18 protein-coding genes and 1 pseudogene are annotated in these 18074 nt (G+C 42.0%); 10 read left to right on the forward strand and 9 right to left on the reverse strand.

The window, feature by feature from the left end:
- Window positions 1–221 precede the first annotated feature (221 nt).
- The 4 genes and pseudogenes from greB to EGC82_RS00120 all read left to right on the forward strand — a co-directional run bounded on the left by greB (window position 222) and on the right by EGC82_RS00120 (window position 3589).
- On the forward strand, window positions 222–707 hold the full coding sequence (greB, locus tag EGC82_RS00105) for a transcription elongation factor GreB (protein ID WP_011635724.1): 486 nt from the start codon (window positions 222–224) through the stop codon (window positions 705–707).
- Between the two features lie 206 nt (window positions 708–913).
- Complete coding sequence (locus EGC82_RS00110) at window positions 914–1546, forward strand: DUF4937 domain-containing protein (RefSeq protein ID WP_124728961.1); 633 nt, start codon at window positions 914–916, stop codon at window positions 1544–1546.
- A 388-nt stretch (window positions 1547–1934) separates the two neighbouring features.
- Window positions 1935–2200, forward strand: a pseudogene (locus EGC82_RS00115) (IS3 family transposase); the annotation flags it as partial.
- A 414-nt stretch (window positions 2201–2614) separates the two neighbouring features.
- Window positions 2615–3589, forward strand: a complete 975-nt coding sequence (locus tag EGC82_RS00120; protein WP_124728962.1) for a GGDEF domain-containing protein — start codon at window positions 2615–2617, stop codon at window positions 3587–3589.
- 50 nt (window positions 3590–3639) lie between these two features.
- Here EGC82_RS00120 and EGC82_RS21200 read toward each other — a convergent pair whose 3' ends face one another.
- Complete coding sequence (locus tag EGC82_RS21200; protein WP_164839070.1) at window positions 3640–3783, reverse strand: hypothetical protein; 144 nt, start codon at window positions 3781–3783, stop codon at window positions 3640–3642.
- Window positions 3784–4315: 532 nt separating this feature from the next.
- Window positions 4316–7042: an aconitate hydratase AcnA gene (acnA, locus tag EGC82_RS00125; protein ID WP_124728963.1), complete on the reverse strand. Its 2727-nt coding sequence runs from the start codon at window positions 7040–7042 to the stop codon at window positions 4316–4318.
- 92 nt (window positions 7043–7134) lie between these two features.
- Here acnA and EGC82_RS00130 point away from each other — a divergent pair, with 92 nt between their 5' ends.
- The 3 genes from EGC82_RS00130 (at window position 7135) to EGC82_RS00140 (ending at window position 10714) form a co-directional block, all read left to right on the forward strand.
- Complete coding sequence (locus EGC82_RS00130) at window positions 7135–8511, forward strand: lyase family protein (RefSeq protein ID WP_124728964.1); 1377 nt, start codon at window positions 7135–7137, stop codon at window positions 8509–8511.
- A gap of 394 nt (window positions 8512–8905) precedes the next feature.
- The gene (locus EGC82_RS00135; RefSeq protein ID WP_124728965.1) at window positions 8906–9898 is read left to right on the forward strand and encodes a catalase family peroxidase; all 993 of its coding nucleotides are present in this window, start codon (window positions 8906–8908) and stop codon (window positions 9896–9898) included.
- Window positions 9899–10048: 150 nt separating this feature from the next.
- Window positions 10049–10714: a glutathione S-transferase family protein gene (locus tag EGC82_RS00140; protein ID WP_124728966.1), complete on the forward strand. Its 666-nt coding sequence runs from the start codon at window positions 10049–10051 to the stop codon at window positions 10712–10714.
- Between the two features lie 95 nt (window positions 10715–10809).
- On the opposite strand, the gene EGC82_RS21395 is transcribed toward EGC82_RS00140, so the two are convergent.
- From EGC82_RS21395 to EGC82_RS21405, 3 genes are read right to left on the reverse strand one after another with little or no spacing between them, the layout of a single operon-like run.
- Complete coding sequence (locus EGC82_RS21395; protein WP_244212506.1) at window positions 10810–11175, reverse strand: hypothetical protein; 366 nt, start codon at window positions 11173–11175, stop codon at window positions 10810–10812.
- Window positions 11127–11321 carry a hypothetical protein gene (locus tag EGC82_RS21400; protein WP_244212507.1) on the reverse strand — a complete coding sequence of 65 codons (195 nt, stop codon included), beginning with the start codon at window positions 11319–11321 and terminating at the stop codon, window positions 11127–11129. The genes EGC82_RS21395 and EGC82_RS21400 overlap by 49 nt, the downstream gene beginning before the upstream one ends.
- A 45-nt stretch (window positions 11322–11366) precedes the next feature.
- On the reverse strand, window positions 11367–11708 hold the full coding sequence (locus tag EGC82_RS21405; RefSeq protein ID WP_244212508.1) for an MFS transporter: 342 nt from the start codon (window positions 11706–11708) through the stop codon (window positions 11367–11369).
- Here EGC82_RS21405 and EGC82_RS00150 point away from each other — a divergent pair.
- The gene (locus tag EGC82_RS00150; protein ID WP_244212509.1) at window positions 11701–12009 is read left to right on the forward strand and encodes a LysR substrate-binding domain-containing protein; all 309 of its coding nucleotides are present in this window, start codon (window positions 11701–11703) and stop codon (window positions 12007–12009) included. The genes EGC82_RS21405 and EGC82_RS00150 overlap by 8 nt on opposite strands.
- A 194-nt stretch (window positions 12010–12203) precedes the next feature.
- On the opposite strand, the gene EGC82_RS00155 is transcribed toward EGC82_RS00150, so the two are convergent.
- The 4 genes from EGC82_RS00155 to prlC all read right to left on the reverse strand — a co-directional run bounded on the left by EGC82_RS00155 (window position 12204) and on the right by prlC (window position 16085).
- On the reverse strand, window positions 12204–13067 hold the full coding sequence (locus tag EGC82_RS00155; RefSeq protein WP_124728967.1) for an alpha/beta hydrolase: 864 nt from the start codon (window positions 13065–13067) through the stop codon (window positions 12204–12206).
- A gap of 14 nt (window positions 13068–13081) precedes the next feature.
- The gene (locus EGC82_RS00160; protein ID WP_124728968.1) at window positions 13082–13291 is read right to left on the reverse strand and encodes a helix-turn-helix domain-containing protein; all 210 of its coding nucleotides are present in this window, start codon (window positions 13289–13291) and stop codon (window positions 13082–13084) included.
- On the reverse strand, window positions 13291–13866 hold the full coding sequence (locus EGC82_RS00165) for a DUF2975 domain-containing protein (protein ID WP_124728969.1): 576 nt from the start codon (window positions 13864–13866) through the stop codon (window positions 13291–13293). The genes EGC82_RS00160 and EGC82_RS00165 overlap by 1 nt, the downstream gene beginning before the upstream one ends.
- A 179-nt stretch (window positions 13867–14045) precedes the next feature.
- Complete coding sequence (prlC, locus tag EGC82_RS00170) at window positions 14046–16085, reverse strand: oligopeptidase A (RefSeq protein WP_124728970.1); 2040 nt, start codon at window positions 16083–16085, stop codon at window positions 14046–14048.
- Window positions 16086–16661: 576 nt separating this feature from the next.
- On the opposite strand from prlC, the gene EGC82_RS00175 reads away from it, so the two are divergent.
- Both EGC82_RS00175 and EGC82_RS00180 read left to right on the forward strand, forming a co-directional pair.
- Window positions 16662–17426 (forward strand): hypothetical protein, encoded by a 765-nt coding sequence (locus EGC82_RS00175; RefSeq protein ID WP_244212510.1) that lies wholly within the window; start codon window positions 16662–16664, stop codon window positions 17424–17426.
- An 83-nt stretch (window positions 17427–17509) separates the two neighbouring features.
- Window positions 17510–18031 carry a hypothetical protein gene (locus tag EGC82_RS00180; RefSeq protein ID WP_124728972.1) on the forward strand — a complete coding sequence of 174 codons (522 nt, stop codon included), beginning with the start codon at window positions 17510–17512 and terminating at the stop codon, window positions 18029–18031.
- Window positions 18032–18074 lie beyond the last annotated feature (43 nt).

Consider the following 18074-nt stretch of genomic DNA (forward strand, 5'->3'; position numbering starts at 1 on the left):
ACATGGTTTAAAATAAAATTATGCCAAAGATACCATAAAGACCAGCAGTTCGCTGCTAGTACGAAAGGCTTTATGATGTCTTTCGAGATAATAGATAAAAAGAATGCATCATCTGGCATGAAGTGCTAAAACACACAGGTAAATATTGCGGCTTAAGATTGTTATACATTTTGCAAAAGACAACATTGCATCATTAATCGACCACATAAAGAGTAACCCGCGTGAAAACAAAGCTAATCACTTTAGAAGGCTACAATAAACTCAGAATTGAGCACGATTACCTGTGGAAAGAACAGCGTCCTGAAGTGACTAAAATTGTCACTTGGGCGGCAGGTTTGGGTGACCGCTCCGAGAACGCTGATTATACTTTTAATAAACGTTTATTAAGGCAAATTGACCGTCGAGTACGCTATTTACGCAAGCTGCTGCCCGAACTCAAAATTGTCTATTACGCACCCGAGCAAGAAGGCAAAGTATTTTTTGGCGCCACGGTTGAAATTGAAAACGACGCCGGTGACATTAAAACCTTTAAAATTGTCGGCCCAGAAGAAATTTACGACGAACGTAAAGACTATATCTCCATCGACTCGCCCATGGCCCGCGCGTTACTCAAAAAACAAGTAGACGATGAAGCGGTAGTGAGCACACCTCAAGGTGATAAAACCTGGTACATCAATAAAATTAGTTACAAACTAGAACAAAAATAACGTATCCAAGGAAAATGCAATCAAAGGCGTTAATGGCTATAGTTGCGCGTCGTCAAAAAAATATTGAACAGTTAAGCTTTGCTGCTAACACTGGGCATGGTGACTCCAACACCACAAAGATATTGTTCCCTGATAGATTCAGCTTTGAAGAGCCATATTGACTCATGAACCATCAGTATTAGAAACAATAAATATTAGGAACCATTTTGACTATAGCAAAATTGATTATGTGCGAGGTTGATGACGGTAAACAAGAGGCTTTTTCACAAAGTCAGAGTGCCTGGAGTCAACTGTCGACGTGTAACGGTTTTGTTGGGCAAGCAGGTGGATGGGAAGCATCGTCAAGCACTGCAATTATCTTAGGTTTTTGGGAATCACAGTTTCACGTGAGTGAATTCATGAGAACTACCCACGATGAGATTTATTTAACTAATAAACAACAATCCACTTATCGTCATTGCTCAGTTAATTACTTCGAACTCATTTCAACCATATCTGACTTACAGATTGATTTTTCAGGTACTGGAGTATTAAGAATCGCTTACTGCTCAAGAGTACTGGACATTGATAGGTTTAATCGAGATCAACAACTTATTTGGAACCCCCAACTATCAACACAACTCGGATGTTTAGGCGCTCACGTTTGGCGCCATGTTAAACACCATGACTGTTACTTAGTGGTAACGCATTGGGAATCACTAGAAGCTCATGAAATATACGCAAACAATGTATTGCCAACATTACGAGAGATAGCCCGCCCATCGGAGTACATAGAACAACTATTAGGTAAGGTTGTTGTTCTCGATACAAAGTGGAATGTCAAATCCTATAACGATTGATCACCACAGGTAACATTCCATCTAACCAGTTTAAACCGGCACGATAATATTGTCGTTTCTTCCTTGAAAAACATTATCAATTCTTGCAGTTTTGCTAACGTGTTAGTGAACATTTACAAGCTAAGGCATCTACTCATATATGAACAGATGATGGCTAATAGCCTTTACGTCGTGGCGCATCACCCACACCAGAGCAAAGGGGTAAAGCGCATTCTTGTTTATGAATCAGCCTTTGCAAACCCTCTGCGTTCCAGCAACTTTTTCGCTTTTTAACCAAACAACAGCAGCGAAAAAATTGCGACGGAAATTGATCGAGCTTCTGACAGCGTATGTAACCATCTTCGCCCTTATTCGAAAATGCTAACGCTTCACATGGGGCGTCTCTTCCACCCTGTATCATTGCCGAGATAAAGCCAGAAAAGAAGGTCCCCAGTGCCAAGAAAAACATTAACCAGTAATGATTGGTCAACTGAAGCTAAGTTTGCCGTTCTCATCGAAACAGCACCTATGTCTGAAACCGAAATTAGCCAATATTTCCAAGAAAAAGGCTTGTTTCGAGAACAAGTTCAGCAGTGGAAGCAAGATTGTTTCGGCGGTTTTAAGACCAGTGAAGTTCAAGCCAAATCAGACAAGGCGGAAATAAAGTCCCTGCAATGAGAATGACGTTACAAGGAGAAGGCACAAAATACAGCCACACTCCCTTGTAAATTCCCTTTGTAAATTGACGTCCAAGTCAGTAAGTTATGTTAACTAAAAGATGAACGACAATACCTTAGCGTTTAACATCTAAAATAAGTCAACATTAGCGTCATTGCTTGTGAATGACAGGACAAAGTCACTGAGCTACAGCACGAAAACTGATTTTAACAAGCGAGCATAATCGAAGAGCAAGGATAAAGATAACGCTTAATCGAGATGACGATAATGATTTTAAACAAAATCCAATCGTTAATGGTGTAATATTCTAAGCCAAAGATTCTGATGATTTCTAACAAGTAAAACAGGGGTTTCAACTTGTTAATGTCTCAGTAAGAACAACATAATAATTAACCTTATTGCGAGAGCATTATGATCAATCAGCTCCAGGAAAAATATCAACTGTCACTATTGCTGCTACTCAGTGTTGTGGCTGTATTGGGGATTTCTCCTTTTGTGGTGATACGTTATCTTGCTGGCAACTTCACCGCTGCAATTATTGATATTACGCTGATTTTGGGCATCATAACGTTAGTCGGTTATGCGTATTACGCAAAAAAAATCCGCAGAGTAAGCGCGGTGATAGCAATATTTATTAATGCCGGTGTTGTCACCATCGTTATTGCTAACGGAATTGATAGTTTTTTGTGGATTTACCCCGTCTTCGCCAGCACTTTTGTTCTGGTAAAACCAATTGAAGCCCTTGGTATTAATGCTGTCGCCGGAGTTACTATAGTAAAATTTTCTAACATTTTTACCACCATTTCAGAGGATTCCTTCATTGTGACAAACTTGATGTTGTCATTATGTGTTTTTGTTTATGCCAGCCACAGTGCCAAGCAATTTCGCTTACTTGAAGATCTCAATACAACTGATCCGCTCACCGGTGCATTTAATCGCCGTGCCATGAGCTCAGACATGCAAGCAGCCTTAATTAACGCTGAGCACGACGGTATTAAGCAATGGCTAGCCATCCTGGATTTAGATTACTTTAAAAGAGTAAACGATAAGTTCGGCCATGCTGTTGGTGACCAAATACTTAAAGATTTTGTGGCAATTACTACATCACACATCGGTAAATACGACCGGCTTTATCGATTTGGCGGGGAGGAGTTTGTGCTATTAATTCCCGAGAGCAGTAATCAACAACAAATGTTTTTTGACAGCCTGAGAACGGCGATTAAAAAAGAATTGAAAAATCCAGATGGCGAAGCAATAACCGTATCATTTGGTGTCGCTGATTGGGTGCCTAATACAACGGCAGATACTTGGTTGCAACGCGCAGATGAAGCTCTTTATCTCGCGAAGGACAGAGGTCGAGATTGTGTCGTCTTCAGTGACTCATAAATTCAGTTACTAATTGTCTAGTTATAGTAGCCTAGTTATTAGTAGCCTAGTTACGATCTGATACGCTGGAGATCTACTTTAGTCGCTTGCTTTTTCTGTACTAAATCTTGTAACACATTAACAATATCTCTTCCCGCCTGCTTCATTGTACTTTGGTCTTTAACGTCATTTAAACCCACAATATCGAATCTCATTGAATCTTCAATACCAGCAAATGCCATAGACCATTCAGAGAAGCTTCTTTCATCTGCCTTTTCAAAATAAAGTACGACTATTTCTGCATGTCGGCTATCGAGCTAAAAATTATATATTGGATTTAACATGCTCGCAGTTAATAGATTTAAGCCATTAAGGGTAATTAAAACAGGACTAAGGTTACCAATAAACGAGCGACTAATACATAGGCATGAAAGGCTTTATTACCATGGATTATGGTATTAAAAATTAATCTCAAAAAATAAGGCCTGAGTCGCCACTCTTGCCCGTTGTGGCATAGTCGTGGGCACCAATGAGTTTATCAAGCTTGCTAACATTACGCTGCTCACTGACAGAATTCTTCACTCAACATAAGCAAACATAAGCAAACAGCTTATCTTTCCGTTGTAGCCGCTCATTTTTTCACTCAAAAAAGCCCAAGTCGTTAAACTTGGGCTTATTTACGGGTAGTTTAAGCAGGTTATAACCTGAGATTGAAACCAAACGACTTAGCCAAAAGGTTTAACTAAATTACTTGGCTAAATTACGTAATACATAATGCAAAATCCCACCGTGTTGGTAGTAACTGAACTCATTTGGCGTATCAATACGGATTTTAGCTTCAAACGAATGTTGCTTACCCGCTTTGTCAGTTGCGATCACCTTAACGGTTTTTTGACCGGCACTCACCGCTGGAATACTAAATTGCTCTTCACCTGTGAGGTTAAGCGACTCAGCACTGTCGTCTGGCATAAACTGCAAAGGCAAAATGCCCATTCCAACTAAGTTAGAGCGATGAATGCGCTCATAGCTTTGAGCGATTACCGCTTTAACGCCCAACAATGCTGGGCCTTTGGCTGCCCAGTCTCGCGAGCTACCGGTACCATATTCTTTCCCTGCTAGCACAATACAAGGCGTGCCTTGTTGCTGATACTGCATAGCGGCATCAAATACAGTCATCGACTCACCGTTAGGCATTAAACGTGTCCAACAGCCTTCGGTTCCTGGTGCTAGCAAGTTTCTCAATCTTACATTGGCAAAGGTGCCGCGCATCATCACTTCATGGTTACCACGACGTGAACCGTAAGAGTTAAAGTCTTTAATCGCCACGCCAGCTTGTTGTAAATAATCTCCAGCAGGGCTGTTTGGTGCAATAGATCCCGCCGGTGAAATATGGTCTGTTGTCACCGAGTCGCCCAATTTGAGTAAACAACGGGCGTTGTCTATGCCTGTTATTGTGGGCACTTCGGCAGTGATGCCGTCAAAAAATGGCGGCTGTTTAACATAGGTAGAATCTGGCCAGTTATATTTCTGACTCTGCACCACCTCTAACCCTTGCCAATCTGCATCACCACTGTAAACATCAGCATAACGCGATACAAACATATCACTTTGCACTGCACTGGCCATAACCTGTTGGATTTCTTGATTATCCGGCCAGATATCTTTTAAATAAACCGCATTACCATCGGCATCCTCCCCAAGTGACTCGCTAGCAATATCGGCTTTCATGTTACCGGCTAGTGCATATGCGACCACCAGCGGCGGAGATGCTAAGTAATTAGCTTGTACCTCAGGATGGATCCGACCATCAAAGTTACGGTTACCCGACAATACCGAACACACCTTCAACCTGCCCTGTTGAATCGCTTCACTTACAGGCTGAGGCAATGGGCCGGAATTACCGATACAGGTGGTACAACCGTAACCGACTAACTGAAACCCTAAGGCATCTAAATCGACATTGAGACCTGATTTTATTAAATAGTCTGTCACCACCTGCGAGCCTGGTGCAAAGCTGGTTTTTACCCAAGGCTTAACCTGTAAACCTTTTCTGCGGGCATTTCTGGCCAATAATCCGGCGGCAATTAATACCGATGGGTTAGAGGTATTAGTGCAACTGGTAATCGCGGCGATGACCACCGCACCGGCTTCGAGGATAAAGTCTTTATCTCGATAGCGGCAAGCTACACCTTTATTGCCATCTGCGACCGGCACCTCTACAGCAGGGCCGCCTTCACTTTCAAGCTCATCCTTACCTTGGACTTCAATTTGGCTAACCGGAATTTGGCTGTCGAGCCACTGACGGAAGCTAACACCCGCCTGCTCTAGTGCAATTCTATCCTGCGGCCTTTTAGGGCCGGCGATAGATGGCACAATACTGCCCAAATCTAGCTGTAAAGTAGCGTGATAACAGGCTTGATTATTAGAGGCGCTAGCCCACATATCCATCTTTTTAAGGTACGCTTTTATCAGCTCAATACGATCAGGGGAGCGACCTGTAAGCGCTAAGTAATCTAAGGTTTGCTGATCAATCGGAAAAATACCACAAGTCGCACCGTATTCTGGGGCCATATTGGCAATGGTAGCCCTATCGGCTAAGGTCAGTTGATCGACGCCTGCACCAAAAAACTCAACAAATTTACCGACCACGCCAAATGCACGTAATTGCTCAGTAACGGTTAATACCAAATCGGTTGCGGTAACTCCTGGGGGCAATTTACCGGTAAATTCAAAGCCGACAATTTCGGGTAACAGCATAGTCACAGGTTGCCCAAGCATCGCAGCTTCAGCTTCAATACCGCCTACGCCCCAGCCAAGCACACCTAAACCGTTAATCATGGTGGTATGAGAATCTGTACCGACTAAGGTGTCTGGGTACAATAAGTTGTCTTCATCTTCTTTAACAAAAACCACTCGAGCCAAATATTCTAAATTAATCTGATGCACGATACCGCGCCCTGGCGGCACCACTTTAAAGTTGTCAAAAGCTTGCTGACCCCAACGCAAAAACTGGTAGCGTTCACGGTTACGTTGAATTTCGATAGCGGTATTTTTTTGCAGCGCACCAGATTCGGCAAACACATCAACCATCACCGAATGATCTATCACCAGTTCCACCGGATTAAGCGGGTTAATCACGTCAGCATTGCCACCTAATGTCTCGATAGCATCACGCATGGCGGCCAAATCGACTACTGAGGGCACACCGGTAAAATCTTGTAAAATGACCCTTGAGGGCACAAAAGCGATTTCGGTTTCTGACCAGTTATCTACATCCCAGCGTGCCAAGGTATCAATATCTTCTGGCTGGACAAATTCTGAGTTTTCATAACGCAGGAGATTTTCTAATAAGATTTTTGCAGCGAAGGGTAAGCGAGATAAATCGTAGTGTTCGGCTAATCGGTCAAAGCTGTAATACCGGAAAGTTTCTCCCTTACTTTCAAGCTGTTTCAATAATTGCATAGAATCTTTCATCACTGATCTCCCTATAAACGTTTATTAGTACTTCCTGCTAAGCTTAGTGAATACACTAACATATCCAAATCAAAAATCGAGTCGAAAATCTTATGAGCAAGATGCGTAAAGAATATGACAGTATGGGTGAAATTCAGGTGCCAGATGAGGTTTATTATCAGGCGCAAACCCAACGCGCGCGCGATAACTTCCAGTTTTCTGAGCGGCGCTTTCCCACACCCGCGTTACTCGCACTACTCGACATTAAATCGGCGGCAGCACAGGCTAATAGCCAACTTGGTTTGCTTGAAAAACCTATTGCGATGGCCATTCAACAAGCGATTACGGCGAGTAAGCAGCTTGATTTTTCAACACACTTTCCGCTAGACCTGTTCCAAACTGGCTCCGGCACCAGTTCTAATATGAATGTGAATGAAGTGATTGCCAGCCTAGCCAGCGATATTTTGCAGGATAACGTTCACCCTAATGATCATGTCAATATGGGCCAAAGTAGCAACGATGTGGTGCCCGCCTGTATTCATATTAGTACGGTGCGACGTTTAAAGGCTCAACTGTATCCAGCCATTACCGCTCTATGTGACAGATTAGATTATTTAGCTGCCAAACATTCAAATCTGGTTAAAACCGGTCGCACCCATTTAATGGACGCCATGCCGATTACCCTTGGCCAAGAACTGCAATGCTGGCAACAACAGTTAAACAGTGCTCAAGCTCGAATTCAGCAAGTAGAACTTAGCCTGCATCATTTGCCACTGGGCGGTACAGCGGTTGGCACTGGCGTTAATTGTGACCCCAATTTTGCCAAACTTGCATGTGATGATTTACAACAGCAAGATAAAATCCCTTGGCAGGCGGCGGTAATGCCTGCGTTGTATATGAGTAGCCAAGATCACACCTTAGCCATGGCTTCTGCGCTCAAAGGGTTAGCGGTTACGTTATTGAAAATCGCCAATGATTTACGCTGGATGAACTCTGGCCCTGTAGCTGGGTTACAAGAAATTAGCTTAACGGCATTGCAACCCGGCTCATCGATAATGCCCGGTAAGGTTAACCCAGTCATCCCAGAAGCCGTTGCCATGATTGCCGCAGAAGTGATGGGTAATGAAGCCACCATAACCATCGCTGCACAATCGGGTAATTTTCAGTTAAATGTCATGCTGCCACTGATTGCCGACAAACTATTATCGAGCATCGATTTATTGACTAACGCCTGCCAGGCCATGACAGATAAAGTGTTTGCTGAATTTACGCCCAATAGCGACAACTTAACCCAGGCATTAACGAAAAATCCTATTCTTGCTACCGCACTCAATTCAGTGGTGGGCTATGATATGGCCGCAAAAATAGCCAAGCGTGCAGATGCAGAACATAAATCGGTTTTAGCCATCGCACTTGAAGAAACCGATTTGGACGAAGATAAACTCAAAGCGATACTCGATCCGTTACATTTAGCCAAGCCTCACCAATAACAACAGTCTAATTATCACGATTATTTTAGCTCTTGAGCGAACAAAAATATGACCTACTTAAGACTGTTTACTTTTAATCACTAGGCTTAATTTTGAACATTTTATGTCACTCATTTACGATGAATTTACTGATTGAAAATAAAGTGTTAGAAATCATGATTAATGTATTGTTTATATTGAATTTACATAAATTATGATCTGTTTAAGATGACGGTCGTAATGAGTTAACAATCGGTACTGTTCAAACCAATATCCATGTGATTAGTACACGTTCACAATAGCGCTTTTTTAAGCTGCTTAAGTGTCAATATAAAATAAGCATCTTGGCGGTGAAATATTTCACTCATTGAGCCTGTCTATACAGATTAAGGCTACCATATTTGGAACAATACAAATGGCTACTCATCGATATCAAATACTGTCAAAAATCTGTTTACTCACCAGTCTTTCTATTTTATCAAGCTCACTTTATGCATCAGAAAAAACGGTGCAAGAAATAGTAGATGCTGTAAATGGCACACCAGATTTGGCGAGTCGAGAAGCGGGTAAAAAAGTAAAACTTCGCAATCATGCCAAAGGATTTTGTACCTCGGGCTATTTCGCGCCTAATCCTAAATTAAACGAGCAGTTAGCCATTCCTTTCTTTAATCAATCAAAAATTGACGTTACAGCGCGTTTTTCAATGGGTGGCACAAACCTACACGCTTCCGATAAAACGTCGGGCCGCTTTATGTCGCTTAAAATTGATGGCGATAAAGAGAATCTCAACTTTGTGACGACAAACTCACCGGTATTTTTTGCAGGTAACTTAGAAGATTTCTTCACTTTTCAAGTCAAAGTAAAACAAGGACCTGAAGGCAAGCAGTGGTTAATCGATAACAAACCCGATGCCAAAGCATTTTTTGACTTCGTAAAACAGCTGCCGCCCACTGCAAGTTTTGCTAATAGCCCATATTTCGGTGTTAACAGCTTTTTATTTACAACCCCAAATAACGACGTAGTCGCGGGACGTTGGATTTTTGAACCTGTCGACGGTGTGGTCAATTTATCTCAAACTCAACTCGCAGAGCTTGCTGATGACTTTTTAAAAGATGAACTATTAACCCGCATTAAAGATAAACCTGCGGTATGGAATTTATTCATTAAACTTGCAGAAAAAGATGATGAAATTAATGATCCAACGGTTCTTTGGCCTGAGACTAGACAACGTTTATTAGTGGGCCAAGTGTTTATTAATGGTGAGAGAGATACTGAATTAACCACCCAAGAATGTGGTAAAGGTATTTTTAATCCAGTGCTATTACCAAAGGGCATTGCACCGTCTGCTGACCCAATTTTAAATGCGCGCACTCCGGCTTATATTGAATCTTTCATTAGACGTCAGTAATACCAGCGCATTTACGCAGCATGATCCCGCATATCAAGTGTAGGGTCATGTTGTAAGGCTAATCGTTCAATTCTGTTCAGTCAGGAATGTCTTATAGCGACGAATCAATCTCACTTATCCTATGCGTTTTTGACCTAACAAGAGACTATAATGAGCCTAACTGTTTATGGCGTTCCACTTTCTCCTTATGTGCGTAAGCTGCGTTTATGTTTGGCAGAAAAAGAGCTCGATTATCAACTGGTAATTGTACTGCCCTTTGATCAACCGACTTGGTTTAAAGATTTCAATCCTCTGGGGCGTATTCCAGCAATAAAAGATGGTGATTTAACCTTGGCTGATTCCAGCGTTATCTGCCAATACCTTGAAGAAAAATATCGCGATCTGACGCCATTGCTAGGAAAAACGGCTGAACAACATGCCAAGGTGCGGTGGTTAGAAAAGTATGCCGATTACGAGCTGGCACCGCTGACCACCTTTGCGATATTTCAACAGCGCATAATCAATCCAAGCATGGATAATCCTTGCGATGAAAATATTGTCATATCTGCCTTAAATGAAAAACTCCCCATTTATTTTAATTACTTAGAGAAAATCTTAGGTAATGCTGAATTTTTTGTCGGTGACACCTTGAGCCTCGCCGATTTAGCATTTGCTTCTCAAATGGTGAATATGGAACACGCCGGAGAATTGTTAGATGCGCAGCGCTGGCCAAATCTTGCGGCACTTTATATGCGTATCAAGGCACGACCATCGATGGAGAATTTATGGCAAGGTGAGCAAAAAATATTATCTTCAATCAAAAGAGTTAACCCTTAACGCTATCCAAATTAAATAACTTAATCGGTTAGCGTTAAATGCCATACCTTGCGGTGCCGTTACGTTATTAGGTGACTGTTATTACTGATTACACATCAATGATATTCATTGCCCTTGGATATCTGGCAGGCGAAAATCTTATTGTCACTGAAAGCATAACCACAAGGGTAACTAACACCATCAACCAAGACGTGTAAAAACTGCCGCTCCATTCTCGAAGTACCCCTGTAATAGTAGGGAATAACCGCAGTAACAATAAAACCGACGCCTTGCACAAAGGCGGTCAATGCTCCGGCCAGTTTAGGCGAAGATAAATGGTTCAGGGTTACGGTCAGTGTTAATGCAAAGCAGGCACCAAGGCCGCAGCCAATCAGTCCTCCCCATAAAATCAATATAAATTCGGGCGCAAGCATTAATCCACAAAATCCAACCAACTGAATAACGACAGCAAAAATAGCCACGGGCGTCTATCGAGTCTGCCAGCTGATAATGCCGGCGCGGCTACAGCACCAATAACTTGAAAAATAGTCATCATACCAATTAACTCACCGCTATCTTGGGTGCTCCAACCTAGTTCCTGAGCATAACTGGGTAACCAGGCAATCATGCAGGCGTAACCGCCGTTGGCTAATCCGAAGTAGCAGGCTAATAATCATGCACGGCGATTAGCAAAAAAATTCATGTTAACGCTTTTGTCGATCACACTTAGGTTTTCGCTAGGTCTTGTCGACCATAACAGTAGTGCAATAAAGACCGGTATTAACCAAATACCAAGCCCAGACTGCCAATGACCTTGATGGTTCGCCACCAGAGGGTTGATGGTTGCAGCTATGCCGCCGCCCGCCATAAGTGAAGCGGAGTTACCTCCCATGGCAAGTGGTACACGTTGTGGATACCAGCGCTTCACTAAAGCGGGAAGTATCGCCTGCACAATCGCGATACCTGTACCTGCCAGTAACGCACTGGCAATCAATGAGCCACTATCGTTGAGCAACAAACGCCAAAAACTTGCCAAAGTAATAGCAATTAGCCTAAAAATACTCAGCGAACAATCAATGGTATTGCTAACCAATGAGTTTGCAACTCGTGAACAAATTGAACGTTATTGCCGTCAGCACGGGATACAACCCCAGGTGATGATGGAGGCTAACTCGCTAAGCGCAGTTATTGAAATTGTACGTCACACCCAACTCACAACACTTTTACCGTCTAACATTGCTAATAACCGGGATGAACTGGTCGCTATAGCTCTAGCACCTTCTTTGCTGCAACGTACCGCAGTATTGCAGTATTAATGCAGCGAAAAAGGGCATATCAAACTGTCGCAGCGAAGGTGTTTATAAGATTTTCACAACAGTATTACGAACTAAAATAAGTGTTTAGTCAGATATTTGATTCATTAAAGAACAGATATCATAGGCCAGTATTCTAGAATGAGGCAACAACGGCAAAAAATTCATATATGTCATGTTGCTGGACAGAATATAAATCACAATGCAAAAATAAATGCCTGATAACGGTACATTGTAGCTGCATTATCTAACATGCCGCCGTGATCGGCATTAGGCACCATGATCAGTTGCTTATTAGCAGATTGACTCGCGGCAAACAGTTTTTCTGCAAGCTCTGGTGGTACTTCTTGATCATTTTCTGCAGCAATGACTAATAATGGCCCTTGATAATATTGCGCGACAACTTGTTGATTATTCGCTTTACGAAAATCATCTGGCATTTCCAAACTCAGAAACGGTGCCATGTACCAGGGTGTTTTTTCATAGACCCAGTCATCGGCGTTAGTGGCTGAACCATGTAAAACCAGCGCATCAATTTTGTTATTTTTGGCTAAATCAGCGGCAATAAAACTCCCTAGTGAGTAACCGTGCAAAATGACTTTTTCAGGCTGATATTGCTGATGTAAGTAATCTAATTGTTGCTGCGCATCTGCAATGATATTTTTAATTTTGGGTTGGCCTTCACTGGCACCTAATCCACGGCGATCCATCACAAAAATATCGGTATTGAGTGTCGATAATGTGGTGAGTGCTGACAAGCTATAAGGTTCGATTTTCATCCCGTTACCTTGGAAAAATACCAAAGTAGTGTTGCTGTTTGGATTATCGATATAAAAGCCATGTAACTTAACGTGATCACTTGCCTCTAAGCTAAGTGGGGTAATCAAATGGTTAGGCATGGCTTGTTGTAATGCTTGCGTAAACTCAGCGGTAAAGGGCACAGGCTCTTTATCATTGGCAATAAAACTCTCTTCACTTAAGCGCACCGTGCAGCCAGAGATAATGAGCATAGTCATGCTAATCATTGCCACTGTGATCATTTTTTTTATTGTATTTTGCATATCGTTGTCCTTAATTATTCATCTTCCTTGTGGATTAAAATATCACCCGGCGAGCACTGTAAATGCCGACAAATGGCATCTAATGTGGAAAACCGAATGGCTTTAGCACGGCCACTGCGTAGCACCGACAAATTTTGTGGAGTGATCCCTACCAGCTCAGCAAGTTCTGTTGACTTCATTTTGCGTTTTGCCAACATAACGTCTAATTCAATAATAATGGCCATTAAATAGTTAACTCCGCCTCCGTTTGTAGTTCAGCTGCGTGTTTCATCACCCAACCAATACAATAAAAAATAAGTCCCATTAACGCATATTCAACCTCTTGGCTGCCTATGGTTAAAAAGCCCGGGACTGTGTCACTCATTCCTGTTGAACGCAGAAAAAATGCCACCAGCAAAGGGTAAAATAGGCTTAATAGAATCCATACAAAAAAGACTGTCGCAATCCGTGTTAAGCAATGAAAATTAGCCGACGTAAATACCTGACCATTTTGATATAAGCTAAATAGTTGAAATAAGAAAAAGTAAATAAACAGGTAGGGTATTAATTCAACGCTGCTAAGAATAAGCCCAGGATGAAAGCCGTCGGCATAAAGGTGTTCACCCAATGATTGCCATGACGGTGCAAAATCGATACTTAAGTAACTTTGAAAAGCCCCCCACCAATCAATACTAATAAAGTAGATACCATCTTGATAATCACCCATTGTCATCACCGCAATGTAACTGCCTAGCTGTGATATAGCCAGTAACGCTAATAGCCCTTTTATCCATTTACTAATGTTCGCAATTTTATCCATGAGTTATTTTTCATCTGGCTAATAATGGCAATTAACCTAACACAATTAGTTTTTATCGGCAATAAGTTGCCGATAAACGATAATTTTATAGTTAAAACACTCAGTGATATGACTAATGGGCCGAATTACAGCCATAAAAAAACCGACAATGAATGTCGGTTTCTTAACACACCAAAATGTTACACAGCAATACCGCTATGACGTAATAAAGCATCTGTATTTGGCTCGCGGCCCATAAAGCGTTTAAATAGCTCCATTGGCTCTTCACTACCACCCATTTCGAGAATGTTGTTTAAGAAGCTTTTACCTGTTTCAGCATTAAAAATACCTTCTGCTTCAAATCGCGAAAAAGCATCGGCCGATAATACTTCAGCCCATTTATAGCTGTAATAACCTGCGGCATAACCCCCTGCAAAAATATGTCCAAAACCATGTTGGAAGCGATTAAAGCTTGGTGGAGTTAATACTGCTATTTGGCTACGGACTTGGTCTAATATACCTTGAATGTCGACGCCTTTTACTGGGTCAAACTCGTGGTGCATTCTAAAGTCGAATAATGACAGTTCAAGTTGGCGCACCATCATCATGCCTGACTGGAAGTTTTTGGCGGCTAACACTTTATCTAGTAGCGCTTTAGGTAATGGCTCACCCGTTTCATAATGACCAGAAATTTCCGCTAACGCTTCTTCTTGCCAACACCAGTTTTCCATAAATTGACTTGGTAACTCTACGGCATCCCAAGGTACGCCATTGATACCTGACACTCCGCCAACATCAACTTTGGTTAACATATGGTGAATCCCATGGCCAAACTCATGGAATAATGTGGTGACTTCGTCATGAGTGAATAACGCTGGCTTGCCGTCTACTGGGCCATTAAAGTTACAGGTTAAATATGCCACTGGTTTTTGCAGACCGGTAGAGGTAATACGACGGCCGCGGCAATCGTCCATCCATGCGCCGCCACGTTTACCACTGCGTGCATATAAGTCTAGGTAGAAACTACCGCGCTGGGTATTTTCAGCATCAAAAATATCGAAAAAACGGACGTCTTTATGCCACGTATCTACGCCTTTTTGCTCTTTAATCGTTAAACCAAATAAACGATTTACGGTGTAAAACAAGCCGGACAATACTTTGTCTTCTGGGAAATATGGACGTAAGATTTCTTGCGATACTTCGTACTTATGCTGTTGCAGTTTTTCAGCGTAAAAACTTAAGTCCCATGAGGCCATTTCGATGACATCATAGTGTGCTTTGGCAAAGGCACGTAGTTCAGCTAATTCAGTTGCCGCCTGGCCTTTTGAGCGCTGGCCTAATTCATTTAAAAAGCCCAAGACTTGCGCTGGGTTTTCTGCCATTTTAGTGGCTAACGATTTATCAGCATAGCTGGCAAAACCGAGTAAATTAGCTAACTCGTGACGCAATGCCACAATTTCATTCATATTATTAGTGTTATCAAACTCGCCTGCATTAGGACCTTGATCCGATGCGCGGGTTACAAATGCACGGTAGCACTCTTCGCGTAACTCACGGTTTTCGCTATAGGTCATCACAGGTAAATAAGATGGGAAATCAAGGGTGAATAACCAACCCTTTTGCTCTTTGGCATCGGCCATGGCTTTAGCTGCTGCGATGGCTGATTCAGGTAAACCCACTAACTCAGCTTGGTCAGTAATCAGCTTGGTCCACGCCTCGGTCGCATCTAGCAACTGGTTAGAGAAATTACTGGTTAATTCTGATAAACGCTTAACAATTTCGCCATAACGCGCTTTTTGGCTGTCGTCTAAACCAATGCCTGACAATTCAAAGTCAAGCAAGCTTTGTTCTATGACCATTTTTTGCGCTTGAGTTAACTGGGCAAAATCTGTCGATTGATGAATGGATTTATACGCCTCGTATAAACCCTGATGCTGACCTACATAAGTGCCATAATCAGATAGAAGCGGTAAACAAGCATCGTGAGCATCGCGTAATTCATCACTGCTGATCACTGAGTTAATGTGTGATACCGGTGACCAAATATGACTTAACTCATCATCGACCTCTTCAAGAGGGGCAATAAGATTTTCCCAGGTGTATTGGTTATTTTTAGCTAATAATGCATCAATAGTCTCACGACATTTGGCAATGCCTTGCTCAACTGCAGGCTGAATATGTTCAGGTTTAATTTTTGAAAATTCTGGTAACTCTGCACCACTTAGCAATGGATTGCTCATAAAGATTCCTCGAAATATTTCGCGTGAGTATTCAGCCTTAACTCGGCTTAAGAGATGGGATAATCAGGTAAAGGACACAATAGTTGACCTGTTTTATATCAAACTGACCATTTGCTTGCTAATAAGGTACATTCTACTATTAACAGTCACGGTAATTGCGAGTCTATTAGAGTCAATGTCATTACGTTAGCAGGACCAAGGCCTATTTAATAACCGTTTATTATCTCGACTGAGGTTATGTTAGTTTATATTGGGTTAATTAATGTCGTTTTCAAGCGTGGCAACGATTTATCCCCAAAATATAACCTGCGTATCGAGGCAAAACACCGATCTTCTCAACAACGCTAACTTTGGCGCTACTATCACGTCTCAACCTTCAACACCATTTCCGCCCTAACCGATTAGCGAATAAAATAGAGTGACTAACATCCCACTTTAACTTTACAATTCATTTACAAAATTAATATTGACAGGCAGATCCCAAACGAGACTGATTATCATTTAATTTCCTATTAAAAGGGTTACCATTCCCTTTATCAACCGTATTTTCTATTTTTCGATATGAGCTCAATAAACATGACCTTTGATTTTTATCTATCTAATCGTAAACATTACCTCAGCTGTTTTTTACCTGTTGTAGTGGCAGCGGTGAGCTTAATGACTTCAATACCTGCGCTTGCCATGACCGCCAGCCAGCCAACGGTTGGATTTGATATTGCTTGGGACAATGATTACATCACTGAAGGGCGAAATAACTTAGAAAAAGGTGGCATTATTTGGGGGGTGGCCAGTGTCGAACAAGACGACTTAGTTGCTTTTGCCGTTGTAGGACGGGCAGACCAAGTACACTATATCGAATGGAATGTCGGTGTAGAGTACACCTTACATTTACACGATGAAGTCGATGCCACTATTGGTTATCAGCGTTTAGAGTTTTATGGCGATGAACGTGAATCTGACAATGAGTTTTTTAGTTCGTTAACCTATACCGGCTTTAGCTGGGTTGTACCGGCAATTAACTACACGTTTGCCACTGAAGCGGCCGGTTACTTTGTGGCCTTGAGTTTACACAGCCCGTGGGAAATTAATAACCAGCTGACCTTAACACCGTACATTGTGCAAGGGTTTGATTTCCAGTACAGCAGTGAACAACACAATGGTGCTAACCATTTTCAATTTGGGTTAGAAGCCGAGCATCAGTTTAATGACTCAATGGCAGTATCTGCACATATTAGCCACAGCATTGCCCAGGAGGACATTAAACAACAAGCCCGTGCTGAAGATATTCAAGGTAGCTTAGATCAAACCTATGCCGGTTTGCATTTCAAGCTGATTTTTTAGAGCAACTTGAACTAGCATTTACATATTTCCAGACTAGACTAAAGGGGTAACTGCAAGCTATTTCCACTCAAGCAAGGAAGCTTATGTTAACCCATCTGAATCATACCCTATGTAGCTTATTCACTGTTTTAATGCTGTTATTAAGTACCCAGTTACTTGCCAGCGATCTAACAGAACTGATTATCAAACAACCTGATACTCTCATACCGTTAACCAATGACAATGCCAACTCGTTGCCATCACAATATGCAACGGATAGCCAAGGTAAGGTAATCATTATCCCCTCTGAACAACGCTCAGCGTTAGAATATCGAGCAGACGATATTTACCTCAAACCTGCACGAAAAAAACCAAACACAAAGCAAACTAACACTCGTTCATCAACCACATCCCGATCTTCAATCACAATAGCCAATGATCCTAGCTGTCGCTGGCTCCATAGTCGCCTTAAACACTTAACCAAAAAACTACGCCAGACACAGAGCAATCAATTTAGTCATTATCAAGATGAAATTGATCTGAGAAAGCGTGAATGGCGTTGCCTTAAGTGCGCCAGCACAGGCCCCACGGATGTTGAGCGCAATGTTTGCCAATCCAAACGTTAACCTTTGCCATGTTCGCGAAAACTTAACGACTAGATTGCAAACA

This window comes from Shewanella livingstonensis, assembly GCF_003855395.1.
GTDB lineage: Bacteria > Pseudomonadota > Gammaproteobacteria > Enterobacterales > Shewanellaceae > Shewanella > Shewanella livingstonensis.